The following is a 24,662-nucleotide window of genomic DNA, read 5'->3' on the forward strand; positions in this document are numbered from 1 at the left end:
GCCGCGTGCGGGCGCCGGTTCGCGGACACCTTCGAGGGACTGCGTGTGAACCTCAGGCGCGTCAAGGTGGGCCGCGGAACCCGTTGATTCCCTTCGCGTTACGGCGGCGCTGATCGTGTGCCTCTCATCCATGGGCGACCTCGCCCAGCGCGGTCCGCGGCTGCGGGCCGCTGGTGCTGACGGGTCGGAGTTGGTCGGTGAGGTAGTGCTGGAGGGTGGCGCCGAGGATGGGCGCGAGCTCGTCGGCGGCGGCCGAGGTGATGGGTTCGAAGCGCAGCACGTAGCGCGTCATGGCGAGGCCGACGACCTGGGAGGCCACCAGGGCGGCGCGGCGCTCGGGCTGGTCGGCTCCGATGCCCTCGACCAGCGGCCGGAGGATGACGCGCAGCAGCAGGGTGCGCAGCCGGTCGGCGGAGTCCTCGTGCGACACGGCGCCGCGCAGCATGGCGAGCATTGGCCCTTGCCCCGGCGCCCCGTCCCAGACCACCAGGAACGCGCGGACGATGCGCTCGCCGAGCCCGGCCACGCCCTCGGAGAGCAGCGCGCCGACGAGGGTCGCGGGATCCATCGGCAGCTCGACGGCCGCGTCGAACAGGCCGGACTTGCTGCCGAAGAAGTGTGTCACCAGCGAAGGATCGACCCCGGCGGTACGAGCGACGGCGCGCAGCGACGTGGCGGTGTACCCCTGGGCGCTGAAGGCTTCCCTGGCCTCGGCGAGGATCGCGTCGCGGGTGCCGCTGTCACCGGGTCGTCGGCCGGAGGGCTTCACGCGGAACGCCGCCGCAGCGTGGCTGCGCCCAGGGACAGGGCCAGCAGGGAGGCGCCGGCGACCACGGCGAGGTCGAGGGCGAGGTGGCCGCTGAGGGAGGAGGTGCGGGTGAGCTCCTGCATGCCGTCGACGGCGTAGGTGAGCGGAAGGAGGTCCGCGAGCCACTGCAGCGGCGTCGCCATCTCCTGGCGCGCCGCGAACAGACCGCACAGCAGCAGCTGCGGTAGGACCACGGCGGGGAGGAACTGCACGGCCTGGAACTCGTTGCGCGCGAAGGCGGACAGGAACAGCCCCAGGGCCATCCCCAGCAGGGCGTCGAGCACGGCGAGCAGGACGACGAGGACAGGGCCGGCGCTGACCTGGAGGCCCAGGGGGCCGAGGGCGACCGCGGAGGCGATCACGGTCTGCAGCACGGCCAGCGACCCGAAGGCGAGGGCGTAGCCGAACAGCAGGTCTCCGCGACCGAGGGGAGTGGTGAGCAGCCGCTCCAAGGTTCCGCTGGTGCGCTCGCGCAGCATCGCCACCGACGTCACCAGGAACATCGTGGTGAACGGGAACAGCGCGAGCAGTGGGGCGCCGATGTGGTCGAACACCTGGGGGACGTCGTTGTAGACGTACCGCAGCAGGGTGAGCAGCACCACGGGCACCACGAGCAGCAGGGCCAGGGTGCGGTGGTCGCGGCGCAGCTGGGTGAGGACCCGACGGGCGGTGGCGAGGGTGACCGTCAGCGTCATGCGGGGGCTCCTTCGGCGATCGCGAGGAAGGCGTGCTCGACGTCGGCGGTGCCGGTGCTCGCGAGCAGCCCGGCCGGTGAGTCGTCGGCGACGAGGCGACCTTCACGGAGCAGCAGCAGCCGGTCGCAGCGGCTGGCCTCGTCCATGACGTGGCTGCTGACCAGGATGGTCGTACCGGCGCCCGCGAGGTGGCGGAACAACCCCCAGAGGTCGCGGCGGAGAACAGGGTCGAGGCCGACGGTCGGCTCGTCCAGGACCAACAGGTCGGGGGTCCCCAACAGGGCGGTGGCGAGCGATACGCGGGCCCGTTCACCGCCGGAGAGGGACCCGATGAGCTGGCCGGACCGGGTGGCCAGGCCGACCTCGGTGAGCACCTCCGAGATGCGCCCGGCCGACGCGCCGAGGATGGCCGCGAAGTAGCGGAGGTTCTCCGCGATCGACAGGTCGGTGTAGACCGCCGGCGCCTGCGTCACGTACCCGACGCGGTGGCGCAGGGCGGCCGACCCGGCGGGCAGACCCAGGACCGTGACCATGCCGGCGACTCCGCTCTGCACCCCTACCAGCGCCCGCATGAGGGTGGTCTTGCCGGAGCCGGACGGCCCGAGCAAGCCGGTGATCCGGCTGGGCTCGAGGGTGAACGACACCTCGTGCAGCACGTCGGCGCGACCTCGCGTCACGGTGAGGCCTTGAACCTCCACTGAATGCATCACACGTTGAGTTGTACACCCGTTGAATTGGCCGGGCAAGCGACACCAGCATGTTCATGCGTGACTGTCGATGACGTCGCCACCAGTGCCGGCCTCGCCCGGGCGGTGCGGACGGGCCCATCCACCAGGTCGTGGCGGTCACCGCGGCGGCGGGGGCGTCATCCGGGAGGGCCGGGCAGGCGATGGACACAATGTCACCGCCGAACCGACCCTTGTACGACTCGGTACCGCACGACTGCACGGTGGCGGTCACTGGGTTGGAGGCGTGGATGTTCAGCGCCCAGGCCCCGTGGAGGGCAGCGGCGAGCGACCATGCAACGGCCCAGCCCCAGCGGCTGCGTGTCCACCAGCGGGGCCGCTGCACCAGCTCCCTGGCGCAGGACCTTCACCCGGCCCGGCCGTTGCCCGGCGCGAGCTCGCCGTCGACGGAGGGCGGACCGGCAAGCTGCCCGCCGGGGCAGCACGGCGTCGACCTGCGGGCCCTGCTGTGCACGCCTGCGATCGTGCCAGCCGAGCGTTTCGTGGCTACGACCAGCCGGCGCCATCGGTTCTCGCCGTTGCGGTTGCCAGTCCTCAGCGCTGGCGGGTCCGGATGGTGTCGATGCGGACATCGAGCTCGAGGTCGGACCAGAGGTGCTCGGCGGTGACGGCAGGAGCCTCGAGCCTGCGTGCGAGGGCGAGGCAGACTCGGTCGCCCAGGGAGAGCCCGCGGGCGGACACCTGGGGGTACAGCTGCGCGCTGGTGAGGGCGTCCGCGTCGGTGAAGGGGAGGACCTCGACCTGGGCACGGAGCGGGTCCAGGACGGTCCTCGGGTCCCGGTCGTTGCGCACGAGGACGGTGGCGACCTCGGCGAGGTTCACGGTGCTGATCGCGGCGCCGGAGGCGATGTGCTCGACCACGGCCTCGGCCCCGGGTTCACCGAACAGCAGGGCAAGCACCGCGGAGGCGTCCAGGACCGCAGTCACGCCGACCCGGTCTCGACCGCATCGGTCGCGGTGTCACGTCGTCGATCAGTGCGGAGGTCGTCGACGGCTGAGTGCTCGAGGCGCCCGGCGAGACCGAGCAGGGCGTGGGCGGCCGACCGGCGGCTCTGCAGCCGCACGGACCCGCCGGGTTCCTCGGTGATGACGAGCTCATCGCCCGGTTGCATCTCGAGGCGGCGCCGCAGGTCCGCGGGCAGGACGACCCGTCCGCGCTCATCGAGACGTGCTTTCCCACCCGATGCGGCCATGTGGGCAACTCTACGGATTGCCCCAACCATGTTGCTAGTGGGTGACGTGGTGAAACATCATTCGGGTCCGCAGGCCACCCCGGGGGGTGGTCCCGCCGCCTCGTCGGTCGTGCGGACGTTCAGGGGCGGGCCGGGGTGGCCACGTGAGATCTGACGGCGAAGGACAGGGTCGGGTCGCTTCCCGGGTCACCGGGCCCGGGGGTTTACGAGGATCTTGACGTGGTGCTCGTTGTTCGTGATGAGCTGCTCGAACCCTTCGGTGATCAGGCCATCCAGCCCGATCCTCGCGGTGATGAACGGGGCGAGGTCGACCTTCCCGTTCTGCACCAGCGCGATGGCGGCCGGGTGGTCGTTGGCGTACCCGATGGTGCCGCGCAGGTCGATCTCCTTGAGCACCAGCGCCGGCAGGTCCACCTCGGGCTTGTGCCCCCAGATCGAGACGTTGACGACCACCCCGCCAGGGCGCACGGCGTCGAGGAGCATGTCGAGCACCGGTGCCACCGAGCTGCACTCGAACCCGACGTCGGCGCCCCGACCGCCGGTGAGGTCGCGGACCTTCTGCGCCACGTCGCCGTCGCGGGGGTCGAAGACATCGTCGGCGACGCCGGTGTCGCGGGCCATCTGCTTGCGTGCCGCGCTCAGCTCGGAGACGTAGACGGTGAGGCCCGACGCTCGTAGCACCGCCGCGGTGAGCAGCCCGATCGGCCCGGCGCCGCCGACGATCGCTACGTCACCAGCCTTCGCCCCACTGCGCACGAAGGCGTGGTGGCCGACCGAGAGCGGCTCGATGAGGGCTGCCTGGTCCAGGGGCACGTCGCCGACGGGGTGGCCCCAGCGACGCTGCACGACGATCTTCTCGGCGAGGCCGCCGCCACGGCCACCGAGGCCGATGAAGTTCATGTCCTTGGAGAGCTGGTACTCCTGGCCCGGCCCGGTGTCGACGTCGTCGCGGACGATGTAGGGCTCCACCACGACGCCCTGGCCCACCTCCAGTCCCTCGACGCCGTCGCCCAGAGCCGTGATCGTCCCGGAGAGCTCGTGGCCCAGGGTCACCGGCGCCTGTTCACCCGAGATCGGGTGGGGCGAGCCAGCAGGCGGGATGAAGATCGGCCCCTCGAGGTACTCGTGCAGGTCGGTGCCGCAGATCCCGCACCAGGCGACGTCGATGGCCACCGTCCCGGGGCGAAGCTCCGGCTCGGGGACCTCGTCGATGCGGATGTCGTGGCGGGCGTGATAGCGGGCAGCTCTCATGGCTGGTTCCTCCGGACGCGGGTGGATCATCCACGCTAGGGCTGTCCGCTGGCCGGGGCCAAGGCCCTTAGGTCCCGTGGTTTCCTGAGGCCCCACAGGTCCCCGGATGGTTTCGCTCGGCCTCCAGCAGCGACAGCAGGCGGGTGCCCTGACCGCTCGGCAACGTTGAGGACGTCGTTGTCGTAGGAGTACATCCTCGGCCTCGCGTGGTGGGTGCGGTGAGATGCCCACGACGGCCGCCAGGTGGATGTGGTGAGGGTGCCGCCCTGGTGATCCCGGTGGGCACGAGCCGTCGGGTCGTACGGACGTACGAGCATCTCGTGAACGGCCAGCTCTGGAACGCCGCGCGGGCCCGGCGGCAGCGGAAGGCGTTGGCGGAGGTGGCGTGCAGCTTCGTACAGGGGGATCAGCTTGTCGCCAGCACACCCACATCGTCGGCGAAGGTGAGCCGCGCCGCGGTGAGCTGCTGCAGCTCGTCGGCGGTGAGCCCGGGCGCCATCTCACGGACGACGAAGCCCGCGGGCGTCACATCCAGGACGGCGAGGTCGGTGAAGACCCGGTCGACCACACCGGCCGCGGTCAGCGGGTACGAGCACTGCGGCAGCAGCTTGGGACGTCCGTCCCGGGTGACGTGCGTAGTCATCACCAACACCCGCTTGGCCCCGACGGACAGGTCCATGGCGCCGCCCACGGCCGGCGGGTGCGTGAGGACGTCGGTGATCCAGTTCGCCAGGTCGCCGTGCTCGGAGACCTGGAAGGCGCCGAGCACGGTCAGGTCGATGTGGCCCCCGCGCATCATCATGAAAGCGTCGGTGTGGTGGAAGAACGACCCGCCGGGCAGCAGCGTGACCGGCTGCTTGCCGGCGTTGATCAGCTCCGGGTTCTCCTCGCCGGGTGCCGGGGCCGGCCCCATGCCGAGGATACCGTTCTCGGAGTGGTAGATGATCTCCTTGTCCGGGCCGACGACGTCGGCCACCAGCGTCGGCATGCCGATCCCGAGGTTGACGTAGGACCCGTCGGGGATATCAGCGGCCACCCGCCGGGCGACGTCTGTGGCGGACAGTGGCTGGATCACGGCATCTCCACGCGGACGACCCGGTCGACGTAGATGCCCGGGGTGACGATGGCCTCCGGGTCGAGGTCGCCGAGCTCCACGAGCTCGTCCACCTGGACCACGGTGAGGGCGGCGGCTGCCGCCATGGTGGGCCCGAAGTTTCGTGCCGCGGTCCGGTAGACCAGATTGCCCCAACGGTCGGCCCGGTAGGCCTTGACCAGGGCCACGTCGCCGGGCAACGGTTCTTCGAAGACCTGCCGCCTTCCACCGAGCACGCGCACCTCCTTGCCCTCGGCGAGCAGGGTGTCCGCCCCGGTCGGGGTGAAGAACCCGCCCAGCCCCGCCCCGGCGGCCCGCATCCGCTCGCTGAGGGTGCCCTGCGGCACCAGCTCCAGCTCGATCTCCCCGGCCCGCCAGAACTCCTCGAACCAGATCGACCCCGCCGAGCGGGGATAGGAACAGACAATCTTCCGGACCCGGCGATCTCGGATCAGCGCGGCGACGTCGCGCTCACCGCTGCCGGCGTTGTTGGTGACGATGGTCAGGTCGCGGGCGCCCTGGTCCAGCAGGGCGTGCACCAGCTCGACGGGCACCCCGGAGTCACCGAAGCCACCGACCAGCACCGTGGCGCCGTCCTTGATGCCGGCGACCGCGTCGGCCAGTGTCGACACACGCTTGTCGATCACCGTGCCTCCTGCTCCTGCTCCCACTCGGCCGGTACCCCCTCACGGCCGAGTCGAGCAGCTACGCGCGGACGTCGGGAGGGGGGTCGTCGGGGCAGCGTCTCACAACCCGGCAGCTCGGATTCCCCTGACCCGCGCGGGGATCAACGAAAGTGACGTGAGGCGGGTGTCCTCCGGTGCCCATCGCGACGTCGTGGGGTAGGGCTGGAGGTCTTTGCACCAGGCCGGTGTCGGTGCTCCCAACGGAGACAAGCCCTGGTAGCGCATCCCTTCCAGAACACACTGAGATCACTCGACGGACGGGTTACCGTTGCGACGAGGTGTTCCCCGCCGCTTCCGCGTTGGAGGGTCGTGGTGGTGTTCGGTGGAGGGTTTCGTGCATGCGGACCGCGACGAGCAGGCCTGAGGTGGCGGTGATGATGGCGACGACTGTGATGGCGGTGCGGAGCCCGAAGCTGTCGGCGAGGATCCCGCTGAGGACAGCTCCGACGGCGAAGCCACCGTCACGCCACAGCCGGTAGACGCCGATCGAGCGGGCGCGCCAGGTGGGGTGGGCGACGTCGCCGATGGCGGCGAGCAGGGTGGGGTAGACCAGGGCGGTGCCCGCCCCGAGCAGGACTGCGGCCATCGCCCAGGGCCAGAAGGTGGTGGCCGTGGCGAACAAGACGAGTGCAGCTGCTTGCAGCAGCATTCCGCCGACGATGAGCCACTTGCGCCCGTAACGGTCGGAGGCGGCCCCGGTGACGAGCTGGCCGGCGCCCCAGACTGCGGGGTAGAGGGCGGCGAGGACCCCGATCCTGCTGACCGACAACCCGGCGCTGGCGAACAGGATGGGAAACAGTCCCCAGGCCAGTCCGTCGTTGAGGTTGTTGACGAGCCCGGCTTGGCTGACCGAGGACAGGGCCCGGTCGCGGAAGCTGGTGAGCAGGAAGACCTGCCGGGTGCTCAACCCCGCGGTCAGGACCCCCCGCGGTCCGTTGTCGCTGGTGTTGCGGTCGCGGGCTTCGAGCTGGGCGTGGCCGAGGGTTTCGCGTACCCGCAGGGTGGACAGGCCGAGCCCGAGGGCGGCGAAGGCGATGCCGAGGTAGAACGGGGTGGGGCGCAGGCCGTAGGTGGCGGCGAGGTAGCCGGTGGCCAAGGCGGTGCCGGCGACGGCGAGGTAGCCCGAGGCTTCGTTGAGACCCATGGCGAGCCCGCGGCGGGTGGGCCCGGCGAGGTCGATCTTCATGATGACCGTGGTGGACCAGGTGAGGCCTTGGTTGACGCCGAGCAGGACGTTCGCGGCGACGATCCAGCCCCAGGACGGAGCCCAGATGAGCAGCAGCGGCACCGGTATGCCGATGAGCCACCCGGCTACCAGCACGGGTTTGCGTCCGTGGCGGTCGGCGAGGCTGCCGGCGACGACGTTGGTGGCGGCCTTGGTGAGTCCGAAGGCGACGATGAAGGTCAGGGCCGCGGTGTAGCCGGTGAGGTGGAAGACCTGCTCGCCGAGCAGGGGCACCACGGTGCGTTCCTGGCCGAGCATCCCACCGACCAGGGCGTTGACCGCGACGAGCAGCGTGAACTGGGCGAGGTTGGCGTGCAGCCCGAGACGGAGCGGGGTGCTGTTTGACTCCTCGGCTGGGTGGGTTGCCGTCCTTGGGTGGTTCATGGTCCGGTTCGCAGGGGGTTCCCGGTGGTCGCTGACCACTCGTCGGGACCGCCGACGACCACGGACACCGGTCGGTGGTTGGTCCGCTCGAGCAGGCTCGCTGCGGTCATGGCCCGTTCCCCGTGGCCGCACATCACCACCTCAGGGGTTTCGGTGACCGCACCGGTGGGGCTGTGGGGGATCTGGTCGGCCAGCTCACCGAGCTCGAGGTGGGTGGCGGTCGGGATGTGTCCGGTGACGTACTCGCCGTGCTGGCGGACGTCGAGCACGGTGCGTGAGTCGAGGTCCTCGGCGGCGAGCAGGGTGGTGGTGGTGACCGGCAGTCCCGCCTGCACCCAGTCCTGCATCCCACCGTCGACCTCGCCGGCCAGCTGCTCGACGCCGACCTTGAGGGCCTGCCAGAGGATCTCCTCGGGGTCCTGGTCGGGGTCGCGGACGAACAGCACCGGGCGCTGGGCGTCCAGGACCCATCCGAGCCACGTCGCGAACTGCGGGCGCAGCGCTATGGACACCGCTCCCGGGATGTGTCCGGCTGCGAACGCGGACACCGGGCGGACATCGACCAGCTGCACCCCGTCGCGTAGGAGCATCTCGGCGTCGGTCACCGGGACCGGGCGCAGGTGCGGGGTGGGGCTGAGCAGGCGGGGACCACGCCGGTTCAGCTCGGGTAGCCGGCCGAAGTACGGGGGGTAGGTGCCCAGACGGGACACCAGCTCGGTGACGAACGTGTCCTCGTCGGGGACGGCGAGCAGCGGGTTGGTGGCCTTCTCCCGGCCGATGGTCGAGGTTCGTTCGGCCCCGGGCGGGGCCGCGCAGAACGACCCGGCACCGTGGGTGGGCCACACCGCGGTGGCGTCGGGCAGTGCGAGCAGCCGCTGCAGGGAACGCCACTGGGCCCGTGCGAGCTCCTCGGTCCGCCCTGGCCCGGACAGATCCGTGCGGGCGGCGGAACCCACGATCAGTGAGCCCCCGGTGAACACCCCGACCACGGTCGACCCATCAACGAGCTCGAACGCTACGTGCTCGTCGGTGTGCCCTGGGGTGCTCAGCGCCCGCAGGGTGAGCCCCCCGAAGTCGACCTCGTCGCCGTCGGCGAGGCCTTCGTGCGGGAACTGCCGCCCCCCGGTGGCCGAGGCCACAAGCCGCGCCCCACCGGCAGCGAGATCCCGCGCCCCGGACAGGAAGTCGGCGTGCAGGTGGGTGTCCGCGGCGAACGCCACGGTCAGGCCCCGCCGCCGGACCGCCTCGTGCAGGGCCCGCAGGTCCCGGGTCGCATCGACGGCCAGAGCACGCCCCTGCCCCAGGTCCACCAGATAGGCGCTGTTGCCCAAACCCTCATCCACGAGTGGGATGACCAGCTGTCCGCCGCTCATCACACCTCCAATCCTCAAGTAAGTTCTTGAAGAGTGCTCCTGCCGGAGTGGTAAAGTCAAGAAAATTATTGAGGAGGTGTCGTGGTGGGAGACCGCCCCGCGAAGAACGACCTGTTCGATGCTCTGGCGTCGGCGGGCAAGGCTCTGGGCAACGGACGACGCGCCGAGCTGGTCGATGTCCTTGCCCAGGGGGAGCGGTCGGTGGAGGAGCTGGCGGCGGAGATCGGGCAGAGCGTGGCGAACACCTCGCAGCACCTGCAGGTGCTGCTCCGCGCAGGCCTGGTTCGCACCCAGCGGCAGGGAACCCGCATCTACTACTCCCTGGCCACCCCGGAGGTGGGCACGTTGTGGGCGGCACTGTGTCAGGTCGCCGCGGACCACGTCGGCGAGCTCGACGCCCTGGCCCGCGCCTACCTGGGCGACCGCAGTGAGCTCGAGACCATCAGCCGTGACGAGCTCGTGGACCGGCTGGCCGCCGGGGACGTGATCGTGCTCGATGTGCGCCCGACCGCGGAGTACCACGCCGGGCACATCCCCGGGGCCCTCTCGGTGCCGATCACCACCCTGGACCAACGGTGGCAGCAGCTGCCCGCCGACACCCAGGTGGTGGCCTACTGCCGGGGCCCCTACTGCGTCTACGCCGACGACGCCGTCCGGCTGCTACGCCAGCGCGGCTACCAGGCCGCCCGCCTCGACGACGGCTTCCCCGAGTGGACCCACGCCCGGCTGCCCGTGGAGACCGGTGCCGCGTGAGCACCCTGACACAAGACGCCCGACCGCGTGCCCGGCGCGTGGCACCGGGCACGCTCACCACCCGGGAGAGGCCACGGCTTGATGATGAACGCCAGCGGATCCTTCGGACTCCTCGGGTTCTCGATGATGCCGGGCGTTGTTGTGGTCGTGGTTCTCGGTGGGATCTGGCTGTACCGCCGCCTCGAGGTAGGACCCCCACAGCGCGGGGCCCTCGACGGCTCCTGGGACGCGAGCACCTCCTCCGGTGACCCGGCGGTGAGCCGGCTGCGTGAGCGCCACACCGCCGGCGACATCGACGACGAAGAGTATGAGCGGCGCCTGTCTGCACTGACCTACTGGCGGTGACCTACCGGCATTGGACGGCCTCGGGGTCATGCCGGCGCCGCGTCTGTCCCTGCTGCACTGTCGACGGCCAGGTCACGGTCGGCGCTCGGCCACTCAACATGCACCCACGGGAACGACCGGAGACCGTACGTGTTCCGCTGTTGCGGTCCCATCGGGCCAGGAGCAGGTCGCGGGGGCCGGGACGCCACCGGCTGGGTGGGGTGTGCGTTCACTGCATCTTCACCGCCTCGATCTAGCGTCGGTGCGAGGTAGGGCAGCTGGACGGAGCTTCGGCTCCCCGAGCGGGGTGCTGGTCGAGTTCGGGGACCGCTCCTGACGGGCGGGGCGGCCGGGGCAGGAGAAGGGGTGGGTGACGGTGACGGCACCGGTGGTGTTGGTGGTTGATGACGAGGCGAAGATCCGTCATCTGGTGCGGGTCTACCTCGAGCGCGAGGGCTATGTGGTGGTGGAGGCTGCCACGGCGGTGCGGGCCATGGAGCTGGTGGGCACCGCTGATCTGATGATCCTGGACCTCGGGCTGCCGGACCGGCCGGGGGAGGACGTGGCCCGCGAGGTCCGCCGCGACCGGGACATGCCGATCATCATGCTGACGGCAAAGGCGGGGGAGGCGCAGCGCATCGCTGGGCTGCGGTTGGGTGCCGATGACTACGTCACGAAGCCGTTCAGCCCACGGGAGCTGGTGGCCCGGGTCGCGGCGGTGCTGCGCCGCAGCGGCACCGGTGCTGACCCCGCCGCAGCGCAGCAGCCCGTCTCGTTCGGTGCTGGTGTGTTGCGGATCGACGGTGAGCGTCGGGAGGTGCGTGTCGACGACAGCGTTGTGGTGTTGACCCGCACCGAGTTCGATCTGCTCACCGCGCTCGCCGGGCGCCCGGGTCGGGTGTGGTCGCGCCCGGAGCTTGTTGCCCGGGTCCAGGGCGGGGGCGGGGAGTATGGCGCTGAGTACGACCCGGCTGATCGCACCGTCGATGCGCACGTGAAGAACCTGCGCCGCAAGCTGGGTGACAGCCCGACCGTCCCACGGTTCGTGGCCACCGTGGCCGGGGTCGGCTACAAGCTGGTGGTGGACCGCGATGGGTAGAGCTGGGTTCCGCCCGGCGCGTTGGCTGCTGCTGGGGGGCCGCTTCGCCCGCCGCCTCACCCTTGCCTTCGCCGTGACCGCGCTGGCCGGTGCCGCGTTGACAGCGATCGTGGTGAACCTGGTCTTCGGTGCCCGGTTCGGCACCTACGTCGACAGCCAGCGCCAGGCCCGCGAGGACCAGGTCGTGGGGCTGCTGACCGGGGAGTACCAGCAGGCTGCGGGCTGGCAGGTCGCCTCGTTGGACCGGCTGGGGTCCGGGTTGGTGATGTCGGGGGTGGACGTCTCCCTGCTCGGTTCGGATGGCACCCCGATCTGGTCGCTGTCCCAGGCTGGTGCGGACCCGGCCATGCGAGCCATGCACAACCAGATGATGGGGGTTTCCGCCCTCGGGCCCGCCGTCGCGCGGCCGGTCATCGTGAACGGCCAGCAGGTCGGCACGGCGCTGGTGCGGGTGCCGCAGGCTGTGGTGCCGGCCGCTGACGCGGCGTTGCGCACCTCGGTCAACCAGGCGCTGCTCGGTGGGGCCCTGGCCGCGGGGGTGGTCGCGCTGGGCGCCGGGTTGCTCATCGCGCGGGGCATCACCGCCCGGGTCCTGGAGCTGACCGCGGCTGCTGACGAGCTCGCCGCCGGTCATCGTGACCGGCGTGCACGGGTGTCCTCGGGCGATGAGATCGGTGGGCTCGCCGCGTCGTTCAACACCATGGCCGAAACGGTGCAGCGGGAGGAGGAGCTCCGCCGCGCGTTCGCCGCGGACATCGCCCACGAGCTTCGGACCCCGCTGAGCATCCTGCAGGGCCACCTCGAAGCCGTCCAGGACGGGGTCGTCGCCCCGGAACCCGAGGTGATCGACTCGCTGCACGAGGAGGCGCTGCGGCTGGGTCGCCTCGTCGCGGACCTGGAGACCGTCGCCGACGCCGACGCCGCCGGCTTCACCCTGGACCGGCGCGAGGTGGCCCTGGCCCCGCTGGTCGCCGACACCCTGGCCGGGCTGGGAGCTCATGTCGCCGAGTCGGGCCTACAGATGCGCAGCGACCTCGCCGAGGTGAGCGTGGTGGCCGACCCGGTGCGGCTGCGGCAGGTGGTGACCAACCTGGTGACCAACGCGACGAAGTTCACCCCGACCGGTGGCACCATCACCGTCACCTTGGAGGTCCGCGACGGGCACGCCGAGCTCGTGGTGGCCGACACCGGGGTGGGTATCCCGGCCGAGGACATTCCCCGGGTGTTCGAGCGGTTCTTCCGGGGTGCCACCTCGACCGGTCGCGGCTCGGGCATCGGGCTGGCCGTGGTCGCCGGACTGGTCGCCGCGCACGACGGGGAGATCTCGGTGACCAGCGACCCCGGACACGGCAGCCGGTTCCTGGTGCGCCTGCCCGTGATCGCACACAAATCCCATCTCAGGTTCACAGGATCTCCATGACCGGGACCTACCGTCAGGGGTGTTCGAGCACCACCCCCAATCGATGAGGAGTGACCACCATGAAGAACACGCGGACACGCACAGGTCTGGCGGCCGCAGCAGCGACAGCAGTGCTGGGCCTCGGCCTGATCGCCGGCGCCACGAGCGCCTCGGCGTCCCCGGCGCCTACCCCGCCGAGCTCGACGGACACGCAGCAGCAGGCCCAGATGGACACGCTGATGACCACGATGATCGCGAAGCTGCCCGCCGACCAGCAGGCCGCCGCCCAGCAGATGCACGACCAGATGTGTCGTCAGATGACGAAGATGATGTCCGGGGCCGGCGGCATGAGCGCCATGATGAACGGCCAGCACGGAACCGGCGCCATGATGGGCAGCGTCGGCGGCAGCAACAGCGGCCCAGGAAACAGCGTGGGCGGCAGCAACGGCTGAACCCGTCAGGTCCCGAGCTCAGCAGTGCCACCCGGGTGAGACAGTCGCACGCACGAGAACGTGCAGGTCGGCGGGTCGGCGGGTCGGCGGCAGAGGGCAGCGAGGCCCGGATCACCAGTCCGGAGGGGTCGTTGCTCGGGTTCGAGCACTGGCACAGGGTTCAGCGGACCACGCGTTCCGCTGCCGCATCGTACTGGTGCTGCGGACACCGTGGTGCGTGGCCAGCCGCGATCAACGGTTGTAGGCGAGTTCGGTAGCCCCCAGGGTGCTGTCGAGGAGGAGGTTCGATGATGTTCTGGTACGGCAATGATGGTGGCGTCGGCAACGGGTGGGGCTACCTGCTGATGGGTGTTGGCATGCTGGTGTTCTGGGGGCTGGTCATCGCGGGTCTCGTCGTGGTGTTCCGCCAGCCCGAACGCCGTGACCGGGTCGCGGGGGGCATGGTCGCATCGCATCGCACCGCCCAGCAGCTGCTCGCTGAGCGATTCGCCCGCGGGGACATCGACGAGACCGAGTTCACCGGTCGCCTCGCGGCCCTGCACGGTCAGAAACATCTCTGACCCGTCGCGCTGGACCGAACCAGGACCGCTGCACCACGGGCGGCTGAAACCAAGGTTCAGGCTGGGGTTGCCGTCGGGGTCAGTGGGCGGCGTGGTAGGCCCGCGTGACGGTGGTGGACAGTCGGCCGCGGTCGGACACGGTGTGTCCGTTGGCCCGTGCCCACTCCCGGATGGTCGTGGTGGGGCGAGGTCCTGGTGTGGCCCCCGGTGTGGGCCGGCGGGTCCTGCTGGTCCCCGCAGTGTGGCTGCGGCGGTGAGCTTGCTTCACCCAGGGGGCGAGGTCGCCCCGGAGCGCGGCAGCGTTGTCGGGGGAGAGGTCGATGCTGTAGGCGGTGCCATCGAGGCCGAAGTGGACGGTGTGCACCTGGTCGGTGGGGAGCACTGCACCACTGACGTCGTCGGCGAGCTCCGGGTGGGGTCGCGGACGCCCGCTGGGGGTTCCCCGGTGGGGGTGGTTGCTGGTGGTCGGGAGGATGACCGTGGCCAGCGTCGTGGCCAGCTGCCTCACCGCGGACAGGCCTATGGCGGCAATCGTGTTCATGAGAGGAGTCTCCCAGGCCACAGCGCCGGCCGTGACCGGCGGGGATGTGGAGCCCGGCTGCGCCCGTCGGTGGTCGTCGGCGCCCCCGCGGGCCCCTTCCCGCCGGGGCTCTCAGTGTGGCCGGCACTCCCCACCCTCGGCTGTGGAACGTCGCTGGTGCTTGTTGTCCTCGACCTGTACGCGGGTCCTTCTTGCACCTCGTGCGGCGTGTGGTGGGCGCGGGTCGGGTCAGGTGACGCGAGGGCTGGTCTTGGTGGTGCGTGCAGTGCGTAGGTGGACTCGCAGGGCGGTGGCGCTGTCACCGAGGGCGGTGACGATGTTGGTGCATGCCTGGTCGGTGGCAGTGGTGATGGTGGTGAGGTCGGCGTGCGGGTCGAGGATGATGGTGAGGGCGATGGTGCGCCGTCCGCGGTCGTTCAGGGCCCTACCGCTGGTGGTGCGGACCCCGGGGGTGTCCTGCACCGAGGCGGCGGCAGCGGTGGCGAGGGCACCGAGGTCCACGGTGAGGCGTCCGGCGGTGGTGCTCCCGGCCATTCGGACGTCGGCGACCTTGCTGCTGGTGATGTGGGCGGTGATCCATCGCAGCGCCAGGATGACCAGGACGACACCGGTGGCGCCGGTGGCCCATGGCCACCATCCCGCGGTCGTGGCGGCGGTCAGCCAGGGGGCCCGCAGGGTTCCGTGCAGCTGGCTGAGACGTCCGCTCTGCCAGACCACCGCGGTCACGCCGAGGGCGACAAGGGCGAGGGCGAGGACGAGGACGAGGACGCGGTCCAGGACGGTGAGGGTGCGGCTCACGTGTTCCCTCCGGTGTATCGGGTGGTGACCTTCACTCGCGGCGGGGGCTGCAGGGTGCGGAGGCGGTGGTGGAGGGCGGCGGTGACGGCGTCGGCGGTGGGGGTGCCGTCCTGGGCGGTGGTGGCGACCCGGACGGTGACCGTCCTGCGGGTGGCGGTCGCGGTGGCGGTGACGACCCCGTCGATGGTGTCGGCGGCGTCGTGGGCGAGCTTCGCCACGTCTGCCGGGCGCATCCATGCCCCGGGTGTGCCCTCGACCCGCACCTGGGTGCGTCTGCGGGGGCGTAGCGCCCCGAGCAGGACCCAGAGCCCGAGCAGGGTGGCGGCGAGGCCGGCGGGCAGCATCCACCCCTGGGCGGTGAGCCCGTCGAGGTAGCTCGCAGCGGTGCGGGTGTAGGAGCTTCCGTGCAGGGCGCCGGTGGCGAGCAGGGCGTCCCGGATGCCCACGACGCCGGCGGCGAGGACGAGCACGGCGAGCAGGATCGCCCACCGGGACACCGCGGGGGCGCGGGTAGGGGTGCGCCCCGCCCTCGGCTGTACACCGTCGGCTGTCGGGGACGCGGCTGCGTGCCGGGGTGGGGTGGGGGTGCTCACTGGACCCTCCTGCCCTGGTGGGGCTGCTCGGCGGGGACGATGGTGGTGATGCCGACGTCGATGGCGTCGACGGTGAACCCGACCAGTGTGGTGAGCCGTTCGGTGACGGCGTCGCGGACGGCGGCGGCGACGGTGGGCAGGGACTGTGGCCAGGTGACGGCGATGTCGATGCGGGCCCGGATGTGGCCGCCGGCGACGGTGACGTCCGTGCGGGGCAACCCTCGTCCGGTGACCCGGTCGAGGCCGCTGGTGTGCCGCTGCACGCCGGGGATGGAGGTGGCGGCCACGACGGCGATGCGGTCGATCACCTTGTCCTTGACCACCAGGGACCCGCGTTGCCCGGGCTCACGCCGCGCCAGGGCGTCGGCGGTGTCGGTGAGCTCAGCCACGGCCCTTGCCCCGCAGCAGGGCGTTGAGGTCGATGTCACCGTCGCGGGAGGCGCCGATGACGTAGCCGACGGTGCCGAGGACCAGGGCGAGCAGGAAGCCGGGGAACCCGCCGATGACGGCGGCGATCGCCAGCAGCAGACCGGCGATGAGCCCAACGGTGGAGGAGGTCATGAGGTAGTCCTGTCTGTGGGGAGGGGGAAACGGGGGCGGGTGGTCCTCGGGGTCATCGGGGCGCTGGGCGGCGGGTTGTGCTCGGGGGCAGCCCAGCCACCTCGGCCGGCAGACCCGGACCGTGTTGACAGCGTCGAGGTTGGCCTCGGTGGTGCCACCCCGGGTCGGGGTGGGTACGCGTCAGTGCGGCCCGACGCTGCGCCCCTGGCTTGGGACTGGGTGTCCCTCGATGCCCGCATCAGCGTTGTGTCGAGGGTGTCGACCCGGCGGGGGCCTTGTTCTCGGCGGGGGCGATGTCCTCGACGGTGACGTGGATGGGGGTGGGGACCATGCCGGTGAGCGCGGCCCGGACCGCGGCGGCGGTGAGCCGCACGTCGCTGCCGTAGAACACGGCGAGGTGGACCTCGGTGCTGTCGTGCTGGAGCCGGATGCCCCGCACCCGTCGCCCGGGCAGGTACGTGGCGGCCTCCCCGAAGAGCCCCCCGTGCAGTCCGGCAACACCGGGCACGGCGAGGACCACGGCAGCGACCTGGTCAACCAGCTCCACCCGGACGGGTGCGGGTGGCTGGATGCCGTAGGAGGTGGGGGTGGCACCCGCCGGTGCCGGCACCACTCCCGTCGGGACGGGGCCCGGTGCGCTGCGCGGGGGGTGGGGGTCGGTCACTGCACCCGCGCGGGGGCGGGGGTGGTGTCCTCGTCGCTGCTCTCGTCGGCGAGGAAGATGTCGTTGACGGTGACGTTGACCTCGGTGACCTGCAGCCCGGTCATCCGCTCGACGGACTCGATGACGTTGCGGCGGATACCGGCGGCGAGGTCGGCGATGGACACCCCGTAATCGGCGACGATGTCCAGGTCGATCGCGGCCTGCTTCTCCCCGACCTCGACCGACACGCCCTGGGAGTGGTTGACCCGGGCCCCGGGGATCCTCTCCCGCAGGGCACCGACCGCCCGGGAGGTGCCACCACCGACGGCGTGAACACCGGAGACGTCGCGGGTCGCGATCCCGGCGATCTTGGAGACCACGGTGTCAGCGATGGTCGTCTTGCCCTGGGCGCTGACCAACGCCGAGCTGGAGGAGGCGGACAGATCCTTGGTGGAGGACGAGGCGGGGGTGGTCATCAGCGATGAACCTTCTCTCTGGGCTGTCGGTGGGGACGGGTCGGCACGCCACCGGCCACTATGATCCACACCACTTCTTACGGTGTACCGGTTCCAGGTCGTCCCTGCCCAACGATGGGCCACGGGGCCGGTAACCGGGGGGTCCTGCCCAGACGGGTGTGCTCGCCGGTGGCGGGTGCTGGCGGCGGGGCACGGCCTCGGCGAGGCGTTACCCCTGGTGGGGAGTTGCCCCTGGTGGTCGTTGCCCCTGGTGGTCGACGTCCTCGGTGCAGGCCACGGGGTGGTCCTGGCCGCGGGAGGTCACGTCGTCGTTGAGGGCGTGGGTGAGCAGTTCGTGCTCGTGGCTGGGGATCTCCCGTTCCTCGCGCAGCACCTCGGTGAGCCAGCCCATGGTCATGGTCGCGCCGACGACCGCACCGTTGAGCCCGGTCCCCCTGCCCACCGCGGAGTCGTTGCGCCCCTGTGGTCCCGTCCGGGAACCTCAGCGGCGTTCAGCCTCCGTACAGGTGGGGGCGGGCACGGTCGTTCTCAACGGCCTGCAGAGCGTGGGTCGGTTCGGGAAAGGACCCCTTCATGAAGCTCAACAAGCGGATCGCTGTGGCGGCACTGGGTGTGCTGGCCGTGGGGGGCATCGGGGCGGGTGTGGCGAACGCCGCCACCACGACCTCGCCGGCACCGTCGACGAGCGTCTCCGGCACCGCCACCCCTGGTGACACCGCCGACGCCCTGGGTGGTGCCGACGTGCAGGAGGGTGACCAGAACGGCCCTGACGTCGCCGGTGCGGCGGACATCCCGGAGGCCGGGGACACCGCCGCCGCCCCCGGTGCGGTCGATGGTGGCAACACCCAGCAGGGTGACCAGAACACCCCGGACGCCCCGGGTGCGGCCGAGACCGCGGACACCCCGGGCGCCTGAACGTCACAGGTCACCTACCCGGGTGAGTCGACGATGTCCTGCGCCGGCATCGGTACCGGGTGGGTGAGTGGCCAGCAGAAGGGCCGGGCAGCGGATGCTGCCCGGCCCTTCTGGCTGTCCGGACGGTGGCCCGTACATCCAGCAGGAACACACCACCGGGCCTGAGACCCTCGGGCGGCCGCGGCTCAGCGTCGGGGTACCTCGACGAGCTTGAGCGTCGCGACCCCACCCGGACCTGGTTGTTGAGGCGACGGTGAGGACGGGTCGGGTGTTGGGTCAGTCGTCGGTGACGGGGTTGAACGCCTCGGTGGTGAGGTTGCCCAGGAGGGTGTGCGCTTCGGAGGCGCGGGAGCGTCGGTGTCCGCCGGGGGTGCGGTTGGAGCCGAGGCGGCCGGTGCTGGCCCAGGGGAACAGCGCTCAGCGGGCTGAAGGGTGGCGACCAGACGTGGCCAACCGCCGGAACCGCGCCGGGTGGCCGGCGGGGGCGAGGACGCGCAGCCATCGAACTGAGGAGTGGTCGTGACCGGCGGTCGTCGCGACGCACCTTCGGTTGGACCCGCCGCTGCTGTCAGCGCAGCCCGTCGGCCCGTTCGGTGGTGGGTTCCGCCGCCGGTAGGGGTCCGAGTCGGGTGAGCTGGGTGACGTGGGCTGGGGTGAGCTCGTCGAGGGTGGTCACGCCGAGCAGACGCATGGTGCGGGCGACTTGGTCGGAGAGGATCTCGATGGTCCGGTCGACGCCGTCGCGGCCGCCGGCCATCAACCCGTAGAGGTAGGCCCGGCCGATGAGGGTGAAGCGGGCGCCGTGGGCGATGGCGGCGACGATGTCGGCGCCGTTCATGATCCCGGTGTCCAGGAGCACTTCGGTGTCGGCGCCCACCTCGCGCACCACGTGGGGCAGCAGGTGGAACGGGACCGGTGCCCGGTCGAGCTGACGGCCACCGTGGTTGGACAGAACGATGCCGTCCACCCCCATCGCGGTGAGCTGTTGGGCGTCCTGGACGTTCTGCACCCCCTTGACGACGAGCTTGCCCGGCCACTGCTCCTTGATCCACGCCAGGTCCTCGAAGGTCACGGTGGGGTCGAACATGGTGTCGATGAGCTCGGCGACCGTGCCGGACCAGTGGTCCAGCGAGGCGAAGGCGAGCGGCTCGGTGGTGAGGAAGTTGATCCACCATGCCGGGCGGGGGATCGCGTTGAGGACGGTGCGAGGTGTGAGCGCGGGCGGTATCGACATGCCGTTGCGCTTGTCGCGGAGTCGGGCGCCGGCGACGGGGACGTCGACGGTGACCAACAAGGTGTCGAAGCCGGCGTTGGCGGCCCGGTCGACGAGGACCATCGACCGGTCGCGGTCCTTCCACATGTACAGCTGGAACCAGTTTCGTCCGTCAGGGTTCGCTGCCTTGACGTCCTCGATCGACGTGGTGCCCATGGTGGACAGCGCGAACGGGATGCCCGCCGCGGCGGCGGCGGTGGCGCCGGCGATCTCACCTTCGGTGTGCATCATCCGGGTGAACCCGGTGGGGGCGATCCCGAAGGGTTGGGCGACCGGGCCGCCGAGCACGGTGCGGCTGGTGTCGACGGTGGACACGTCGCGCAAGATCGAGGGTGTGAACTCGATGTCCTCGAACGCTTGACGGGCACGGGCGAGGGAGATCTCGGCCTCTGCTGCGCCCTCGGTGTAGTCGAAGGCCGCGCGCGGGGTGCGACGTCGGGCGATGTCGCGGAGGTCCTCGATCGTCAGTGCGGCCGCCAAGCGCCGCTTCTTCGCATCCAGCTCGGGGACCTTGAACGTCAACAGCGGCGCAAGGTCACGGCGGTTCGGGAAGCGACGCTCAACCATGACCTCTTCCTATCACCCCGAGCTGCCCGGCAGCACCGAGGTCCCTGCTCGACCAGGTCGGAGGGGCACCGACCTTCGAGACGGGCACCGATCGCGACCTTCACACCGTGTGGGTGTGTGCTTCCGCCTCCGGGTCCTCCCGTTGGGTGTTCAGGAGCAGCTCCTCGACGACACCAGCCTGAGGACCAATGATCCCCTGCACCCTCGGGTGCCGTGAGACCACCGAGGGCCCGACGTTGCAACGAGACGCGCTTGGATCCCGGTTTGGCCCGGCCCTCTACGACCTGTTCTCGGAGCAGCTCGCCTCCCTGTTCGAGGTGGTTCAGAAGACCCACGAACGGTGGTGCGACAAGGACGAGCCTGCCGAGCACGAGCGGGGCCGTACCTTGCGTCGCGCCCGGGAAGCGGAACGCCTCGCGGAGATCGCCTCCCAACAGGCAGCACTCATGTCCGTGCAGGCAGGACGGTCAGAGTCCATCGCAACGCAGGATGCAGGACTCGACCGGATGACGTCCCGCAAGATGCTCGCTGAACGACGAACCAAGCGAGGCCGCGCCTGGGCGGGGGTGGTTATTGGCTGGGTTGTGGGACCTGACAGTCGGTGACCTGTGGGTTGACGCCGAGGTAGTTGAGGGGGCCGGCGAGGATGGTGATGGCGATGGTGCCGGCGGTGGCGCAGTTGGTGGGGGCGTTGTCGAAGTAGTGACGTTGGCCCGCGGCAGCTGCGCCGATGATCAGCCAGATGATGACCAGCAGGCCGAGGAGTCCACCGCGTCGCATGATCACCCTCCATGTTCGGGCTGTGTCCCCGGTGCGGACGCACGGCGTGGGTCCGCACCCGGGGCTGAGAACATAGTCGCTGGGAGGTAGCGGCGGAAGTGGGTGGGGTCGCGCGTGAAGAGTCCTGCCGCGTGCGGGCCGTGGCCAACCATCGGTCGTCACAACCGAGGGTTCCGACGAGGACCTGTGGAACAGGTCGTAGCTGCGGCTGGGTGCTCGAGCAGCGCGCCGGTCCGGGCATTCAACCCGGGTGGGAGTGAGCGGGTCTCCCGTTGCGCCCCTGGCCGCGGTGATGTCACCGGGCGGTTGCAATCGCACCTTGGTGGGCTTGTCGTTCTATACCTCAGGCGTCCGAGGCGGTAGGAAGATCCTCACCAACCCGCACCCACGGGCTGGTTCCTGAACGGAGGGCACCTCAATGATCACCCTCGGTGTGATCCTGCTCGTGGTCGGGTTCCTCATCAAGATCCCGATCCTCTACACGATCGGCATCATCCTGCTCGTCATCGGACTCATCCTGCTCGTCCTGGGGATGGTCGGTCGTGAGGTCGGCGGGCGTAAACACTTCTACTGATCGGCCGGGCGATCCCCAGCACCCCAAACAGCCCCACCCCGACGACCGGGGTGGGGCTGTCCCGTGCTCGATGGCCCGCGCAGGGCGCCGTGCCAGCAGAAGTACGGCACGACGTTCGTCGACACCATCAACAACCAGACCAACCCCGCCCTGGTCAACACGTTGTCCGCGGTCCGCGCGAAGGCCCCGCACGCCAAGGTGGTCATCCTCGGCTACCCGCAGATCCCACCTCCACCACCTCCGCCGGGCATGACGCCTGCGCCGCGGCTGGGACACGGTGGATGGAGCCCGTGACCAACCCCGCCCGCTTCGGCCACCGCCGACCCGAACCACCCGCGCTACCCACAGCGGCCTGGGTCAACCAGCCCAGCCGGGAGGCCCTCGTACAGAACGACTAGACCCCGACTGTCTCACCGGCCTTGACACGTTCCGCCCGTGCAGGGCCTTAGGCGTCGTAATCGCTGAGCGGTAGTGACACATGGCCCTGTCCGGTGGAGTCCGGTTGACCGATCGTGTCGGGTGAGGGTGTAGCAGGGAGGGGATCGTGGATGGCCGTGACAATCGCCGAGCAGCTCGTCTCGGTGCTGGTACAGGCAGGGGTGCAGCGGGTCTATGGACTGGTAGGCGACAGCCTGAACCCGGTCGCGGACGCGGTGCGGCGCAGCGGGGGCAGCGGGCGGGGCGGTATCGACTGGGTGCACGTCCACAACGAGGAGTCGGCCGCGCTCGCGGCAGCGGCCGAGGCCCTGCTGACCGGGCGGTTGGCGGTGTGTGCGGCCAGCTGCGGGCCGGGCACCATCCACCTTCTCCAGGGCCTGTACGACGCGCATCGGACCGGTGCTCCTGTGCTGGCGATCGCCACTCACATCCCGCAGGCCCAGATCGGCAGCGGATACTTTCAAGAGACCCACCCGGAGGCGCTGTTCGCCGAGTGCAGCCACTACTGCGAGCTGGTCAGTTCGCCCTCTCAGATGCCGCGCATCCAGCGGATCGCCCAGCAGCACGCCCTGGGCCTGGGTGGTGTGGCTGTGCTCGTGTTGCCCGGCGATGTTGCGGCCATGACGGCTGCGCACCCCACGGGGTCCAGCGACGTGGTTGCCGGTCGCGGCCGCACCGTGCCCCTGCCCGGGCAGGTCGTCGAGCTGGCCCGCCTGATCGAGGAGGCGGCCTCGGTGACGCTGTTCTGCGGTGCCGGGGTGCGGGACGCCCGTGAGGAGGTCCTCGCGCTCGCCGAGCTGGTCGGCGCCCCGGTGGGTCATGCGCTCGGGGGCAAGGAGTGGATCCAGTGGGACAACCCGTTCGACGTCGGGATGAGTGGGCTGCTCGGCTACGGCGCCAGCTACCAGGCGTGCCACGAGGCGGAGCTGCTGGTGCTGTTGGGCACGGACTTCCCGTACGGCGACTTCCTGCCGCAGGCGCGCACGGTGCAGGTGGATCGGGATCCGAGCCGGCTGGGGCGGCGGACGGTGCTGGAGCTGGGGGTGGTGGGTGACGTTGGGGAGACGCTGCGCGCGGTGTTGCCACTGATCTCCCGCAAGCCGGACCGGAGCTTCCTGCACGGCATGCTCCGCCGGCACGCGAAGGCCCTGGAGCACGTGGTGAGCGCCTACACCCAGCACGTCTCCGCCCGCAGGCCGATCCACCCGGAGCACGTGGCGGCCGAGCTCGACGACCTGCTCGGCGAGGATGCCGTGGTCACCGTGGACACCGGCATGTGCAACGTGTGGGCGGCCCGCTACATCACCCCGTCCGCGCGCCGCCGGGTCATCGGGTCCTGGAAGCACGGGACGATGGCTAACGCGCTGCCCCACGCGATCGGTGCGCAGTCGGCGTTCCCGGGCCGGCAGGTAGTGGCGATGTCCGGTGACGGGGGTCTGGAGATGCTGCTCGGTGAGCTGCTCACGGTGGTGCAGAACGGGCTCCCGATCACCGTGGTGGTGTTCAACAACGGATCGCTGGGCATGGTCCGGCTTGAGATGATGGTCGCGGGGTACCCGTCGTTCGAGACTGACCACGGTCCGGTAGACCACGCGGCGATTGCCCGTGCGTGCGGTTTCCACGCGGTGCGGGTCGACCACCCAGATGATGTCCGAGCAGCCCTGCGCGAGGCGTTGGCGCACGACGGGCCGTCGCTGGTGGACGTGGTGACCGATCCCGACGCCTTGAGCCTGCCGCCCATGGTCACCGGAGAGCAGGTCAAGGGGTTCGCGCTGGCCGCGGGCAGGACGGTGCTCCAGGGCGGGGTGGGCAAGATGCTGGATGTGGCGCGGGCGAACCTGCGCAACATCCCGCGCCCGAGCCAGCTCGGACGATGAGCGGCCCGGACTCGGCGCATCGAGTCATGGTCCACGGGTGAGGCGCAGTTGGGGCGACCCCCCGGGCGGAGGGTCGGGATGGTCGGCGAACCACTGGTCGAGCCACGCAGCGAGCTGCAGGTGCACAACCGTGCGGGGGGGTACGGCTACTTCTTGGTGGCCTTCTTCGCCGTCGCCTTGGTGGTGGTGCTGTCGGCGACCTCCTGCTTGAAGGGAGTCCCGACCTTGAAGCCCACCACCCGGGTCGCGGGCAGCTGCACCTTGTCTCCCGAGGCCACCGCGTCCCGTACCTCGGAATGGGTGGCGCTGAGGGTGGCCTCGACCTGTGCGCGGGGGAGGTCGGTCGCGGTGGCCACGGCGAACGCATTCCGGGCGACGGCGCGCCCGGTGGTGTCGGTGAGGGTGGCGAGACCGCTGAGCGTGGAGGGTCCGTCACCATGAAGGCGCGTGAATGGCATGAGGACGGACGACGCGACCCGGGTGTCGCCGACGATCGGAGAGAGCCATCCCGGCAGCGAGGCACCCCGGCTCGGACGACCGGGGTGAGGACGCCATGACAGATCAGGTGGCGCCGTCCGTCCCAGC

Annotated in this window: 31 protein-coding genes and 1 pseudogene; 10 read left to right on the forward strand and 22 right to left on the reverse strand. The window is 70.8% G+C overall.

Translation table 11 applies throughout. The annotated features are described in order from the left end of the window. Window positions 1-124: 124 nt before the first annotated feature. From RHODO2019_RS06295 to RHODO2019_RS06340, 10 genes are all read right to left on the reverse strand, one after another. Window positions 125-769: a TetR/AcrR family transcriptional regulator gene (locus RHODO2019_RS06295; protein WP_265384142.1), complete on the reverse strand. Its 645-nt coding sequence runs from the start codon at window positions 767-769 to the stop codon at window positions 125-127. Next, complete coding sequence (locus RHODO2019_RS06300; RefSeq protein ID WP_265384143.1) at window positions 766-1,503, reverse strand: ABC transporter permease; 738 nt, start codon at window positions 1,501-1,503, stop codon at window positions 766-768. Before RHODO2019_RS06300 ends, RHODO2019_RS06295 begins: the two co-directional genes overlap by 4 nt. Continuing rightward, window positions 1,500-2,180: an ABC transporter ATP-binding protein gene (locus RHODO2019_RS06305; RefSeq protein ID WP_435532182.1), complete on the reverse strand. Its 681-nt coding sequence runs from the start codon at window positions 2,178-2,180 to the stop codon at window positions 1,500-1,502. The genes RHODO2019_RS06300 and RHODO2019_RS06305 overlap by 4 nt, the downstream gene beginning before the upstream one ends. Window positions 2,181-2,783: 603 nt before the next feature. Next, window positions 2,784-3,176, reverse strand: a complete 393-nt coding sequence (locus RHODO2019_RS06310; RefSeq protein WP_265384145.1) for a type II toxin-antitoxin system VapC family toxin — start codon at window positions 3,174-3,176, stop codon at window positions 2,784-2,786. Beyond that, window positions 3,173-3,442, reverse strand: a complete 270-nt coding sequence (locus tag RHODO2019_RS06315; RefSeq protein ID WP_265384146.1) for an AbrB/MazE/SpoVT family DNA-binding domain-containing protein — start codon at window positions 3,440-3,442, stop codon at window positions 3,173-3,175. Before RHODO2019_RS06315 ends, RHODO2019_RS06310 begins: the two co-directional genes overlap by 4 nt. A gap of 186 nt (window positions 3,443-3,628) precedes the next feature. Beyond that, window positions 3,629-4,693 (reverse strand): 2,3-butanediol dehydrogenase, encoded by a 1,065-nt coding sequence (locus tag RHODO2019_RS06320; RefSeq protein WP_265384147.1) that lies wholly within the window; start codon window positions 4,691-4,693, stop codon window positions 3,629-3,631. A gap of 406 nt (window positions 4,694-5,099) precedes the next feature. Then, window positions 5,100-5,765, reverse strand: coding sequence for a 3-oxoacid CoA-transferase subunit B (locus RHODO2019_RS06325; RefSeq protein ID WP_435532203.1), 666 nt, complete (start codon window positions 5,763-5,765; stop codon window positions 5,100-5,102). Then, window positions 5,765-6,433 (reverse strand): 3-oxoacid CoA-transferase subunit A, encoded by a 669-nt coding sequence (locus tag RHODO2019_RS06330; RefSeq protein ID WP_265384149.1) that lies wholly within the window; start codon window positions 6,431-6,433, stop codon window positions 5,765-5,767. Before RHODO2019_RS06330 ends, RHODO2019_RS06325 begins: the two co-directional genes overlap by 1 nt. A gap of 301 nt (window positions 6,434-6,734) precedes the next feature. Then, window positions 6,735-8,081 (reverse strand): MFS transporter, encoded by a 1,347-nt coding sequence (locus RHODO2019_RS06335; protein ID WP_265384150.1) that lies wholly within the window; start codon window positions 8,079-8,081, stop codon window positions 6,735-6,737. Next, entirely contained in the window at window positions 8,078-9,454 is a 1,377-nt protein-coding gene (locus RHODO2019_RS06340; RefSeq protein ID WP_265384151.1) for an MBL fold metallo-hydrolase, read from the reverse strand. Before RHODO2019_RS06340 ends, RHODO2019_RS06335 begins: the two co-directional genes overlap by 4 nt. Before the next feature lie 84 nt (window positions 9,455-9,538). On the opposite strand from RHODO2019_RS06340, the gene RHODO2019_RS06345 reads away from it, so the two are divergent. The 6 genes from RHODO2019_RS06345 (at window position 9,539) to RHODO2019_RS06370 (ending at window position 14,041) form a co-directional block, all read left to right on the forward strand. Then, window positions 9,539-10,207: an ArsR/SmtB family transcription factor gene (locus RHODO2019_RS06345; RefSeq protein ID WP_265384152.1), complete on the forward strand. Its 669-nt coding sequence runs from the start codon at window positions 9,539-9,541 to the stop codon at window positions 10,205-10,207. Window positions 10,208-10,288: 81 nt separating this feature from the next. Continuing rightward, window positions 10,289-10,552, forward strand: a complete 264-nt coding sequence (locus RHODO2019_RS06350) for an SHOCT domain-containing protein (protein WP_265384153.1) — start codon at window positions 10,289-10,291, stop codon at window positions 10,550-10,552. Window positions 10,553-10,901: 349 nt separating this feature from the next. Further along, window positions 10,902-11,630: a response regulator transcription factor gene (locus RHODO2019_RS06355; RefSeq protein WP_265384154.1), complete on the forward strand. Its 729-nt coding sequence runs from the start codon at window positions 10,902-10,904 to the stop codon at window positions 11,628-11,630. Next, entirely contained in the window at window positions 11,623-13,050 is a 1,428-nt protein-coding gene (locus RHODO2019_RS06360) for a sensor histidine kinase (protein ID WP_265384155.1), read from the forward strand. The genes RHODO2019_RS06355 and RHODO2019_RS06360 overlap by 8 nt, the downstream gene beginning before the upstream one ends. Before the next feature lie 50 nt (window positions 13,051-13,100). Next, the gene (locus tag RHODO2019_RS06365; RefSeq protein WP_265384156.1) at window positions 13,101-13,481 is read left to right on the forward strand and encodes a hypothetical protein; all 381 of its coding nucleotides are present in this window, start codon (window positions 13,101-13,103) and stop codon (window positions 13,479-13,481) included. 287 nt (window positions 13,482-13,768) lie between these two features. Further along, window positions 13,769-14,041 carry an SHOCT domain-containing protein gene (locus tag RHODO2019_RS06370; protein WP_265384157.1) on the forward strand — a complete coding sequence of 91 codons (273 nt, stop codon included), beginning with the start codon at window positions 13,769-13,771 and terminating at the stop codon, window positions 14,039-14,041. A gap of 79 nt (window positions 14,042-14,120) precedes the next feature. Here the strand turns inward: RHODO2019_RS06370 and RHODO2019_RS06375 are convergent, their stop codons facing one another. The 8 genes from RHODO2019_RS06375 to RHODO2019_RS06410 all read right to left on the reverse strand — a co-directional run bounded on the left by RHODO2019_RS06375 (window position 14,121) and on the right by RHODO2019_RS06410 (window position 18,095). Next, a complete protein-coding gene (locus RHODO2019_RS06375) occupies window positions 14,121-14,582 on the reverse strand; it encodes a histone-like nucleoid-structuring protein Lsr2 (protein WP_265384158.1) in 462 nt (153 codons plus the stop codon). A gap of 228 nt (window positions 14,583-14,810) precedes the next feature. Next, window positions 14,811-15,380: an Asp23/Gls24 family envelope stress response protein gene (locus RHODO2019_RS06380; RefSeq protein WP_265384159.1), complete on the reverse strand. Its 570-nt coding sequence runs from the start codon at window positions 15,378-15,380 to the stop codon at window positions 14,811-14,813. Further along, window positions 15,377-15,877 (reverse strand): DUF6286 domain-containing protein, encoded by a 501-nt coding sequence (locus tag RHODO2019_RS06385; RefSeq protein WP_265384160.1) that lies wholly within the window; start codon window positions 15,875-15,877, stop codon window positions 15,377-15,379. Before RHODO2019_RS06385 ends, RHODO2019_RS06380 begins: the two co-directional genes overlap by 4 nt. A gap of 92 nt (window positions 15,878-15,969) precedes the next feature. Then, window positions 15,970-16,362, reverse strand: coding sequence for an Asp23/Gls24 family envelope stress response protein (locus RHODO2019_RS06390; RefSeq protein WP_265384161.1), 393 nt, complete (start codon window positions 16,360-16,362; stop codon window positions 15,970-15,972). Next, window positions 16,355-16,534 (reverse strand): DUF2273 domain-containing protein, encoded by a 180-nt coding sequence (locus RHODO2019_RS06395; RefSeq protein WP_265384162.1) that lies wholly within the window; start codon window positions 16,532-16,534, stop codon window positions 16,355-16,357. Before RHODO2019_RS06395 ends, RHODO2019_RS06390 begins: the two co-directional genes overlap by 8 nt. 238 nt (window positions 16,535-16,772) lie before the next feature. Then, the gene (locus tag RHODO2019_RS06400) at window positions 16,773-17,198 is read right to left on the reverse strand and encodes an Asp23/Gls24 family envelope stress response protein (protein WP_354005585.1); all 426 of its coding nucleotides are present in this window, start codon (window positions 17,196-17,198) and stop codon (window positions 16,773-16,775) included. Continuing rightward, complete coding sequence (locus RHODO2019_RS06405) at window positions 17,195-17,653, reverse strand: Asp23/Gls24 family envelope stress response protein (RefSeq protein ID WP_265384163.1); 459 nt, start codon at window positions 17,651-17,653, stop codon at window positions 17,195-17,197. Before RHODO2019_RS06405 ends, RHODO2019_RS06400 begins: the two co-directional genes overlap by 4 nt. Before the next feature lie 208 nt (window positions 17,654-17,861). Further along, the gene (locus tag RHODO2019_RS06410) at window positions 17,862-18,095 is read right to left on the reverse strand and encodes a hypothetical protein (RefSeq protein WP_265384164.1); all 234 of its coding nucleotides are present in this window, start codon (window positions 18,093-18,095) and stop codon (window positions 17,862-17,864) included. Between the two features lie 131 nt (window positions 18,096-18,226). Here RHODO2019_RS06410 and RHODO2019_RS06415 point away from each other — a divergent pair, with 131 nt between their 5' ends. Next, window positions 18,227-18,568 (forward strand): hypothetical protein, encoded by a 342-nt coding sequence (locus RHODO2019_RS06415; protein WP_265384165.1) that lies wholly within the window; start codon window positions 18,227-18,229, stop codon window positions 18,566-18,568. A 276-nt stretch (window positions 18,569-18,844) separates the two neighbouring features. Here the strand turns inward: RHODO2019_RS06415 and RHODO2019_RS06420 are convergent. From RHODO2019_RS06420 to RHODO2019_RS06430, 3 genes and pseudogenes are all read right to left on the reverse strand, one after another. After that, a pseudogene (locus RHODO2019_RS06420) lies at window positions 18,845-18,973 on the reverse strand (BldC family transcriptional regulator); the annotation flags it as partial. A gap of 163 nt (window positions 18,974-19,136) precedes the next feature. Continuing rightward, a complete protein-coding gene (locus RHODO2019_RS06425) occupies window positions 19,137-20,408 on the reverse strand; it encodes an alpha-hydroxy acid oxidase (RefSeq protein ID WP_265384166.1) in 1,272 nt (423 codons plus the stop codon). A gap of 570 nt (window positions 20,409-20,978) precedes the next feature. Continuing rightward, on the reverse strand, window positions 20,979-21,188 hold the full coding sequence (locus tag RHODO2019_RS06430) for a hypothetical protein (RefSeq protein WP_265384167.1): 210 nt from the start codon (window positions 21,186-21,188) through the stop codon (window positions 20,979-20,981). 418 nt (window positions 21,189-21,606) lie between these two features. Between RHODO2019_RS06430 and RHODO2019_RS06435 the strand changes: the two genes are divergently transcribed. From RHODO2019_RS06435 to RHODO2019_RS06445, 3 genes are all read left to right on the forward strand, one after another. Next, entirely contained in the window at window positions 21,607-21,762 is a 156-nt protein-coding gene (locus RHODO2019_RS06435) for a DUF6131 family protein (protein ID WP_265384168.1), read from the forward strand. Between the two features lie 63 nt (window positions 21,763-21,825). Continuing rightward, window positions 21,826-22,056, forward strand: a complete 231-nt coding sequence (locus tag RHODO2019_RS06440) for a hypothetical protein (protein WP_265384169.1) — start codon at window positions 21,826-21,828, stop codon at window positions 22,054-22,056. Between the two features lie 254 nt (window positions 22,057-22,310). After that, window positions 22,311-24,077: a pyruvate dehydrogenase gene (locus RHODO2019_RS06445; RefSeq protein WP_265384170.1), complete on the forward strand. Its 1,767-nt coding sequence runs from the start codon at window positions 22,311-22,313 to the stop codon at window positions 24,075-24,077. A gap of 146 nt (window positions 24,078-24,223) precedes the next feature. Here the strand turns inward: RHODO2019_RS06445 and RHODO2019_RS06450 are convergent, their stop codons facing one another. After that, window positions 24,224-24,535, reverse strand: coding sequence for an HU family DNA-binding protein (locus RHODO2019_RS06450; RefSeq protein WP_265384171.1), 312 nt, complete (start codon window positions 24,533-24,535; stop codon window positions 24,224-24,226). Window positions 24,536-24,662: the final 127 nt, after the last annotated feature.

It is taken from the genome of Rhodococcus antarcticus (genome assembly GCF_026153295.1).
GTDB classification, from domain to species: Bacteria; Actinomycetota; Actinomycetes; order Mycobacteriales; family Mycobacteriaceae; genus Rhodococcus_D; species Rhodococcus_D antarcticus.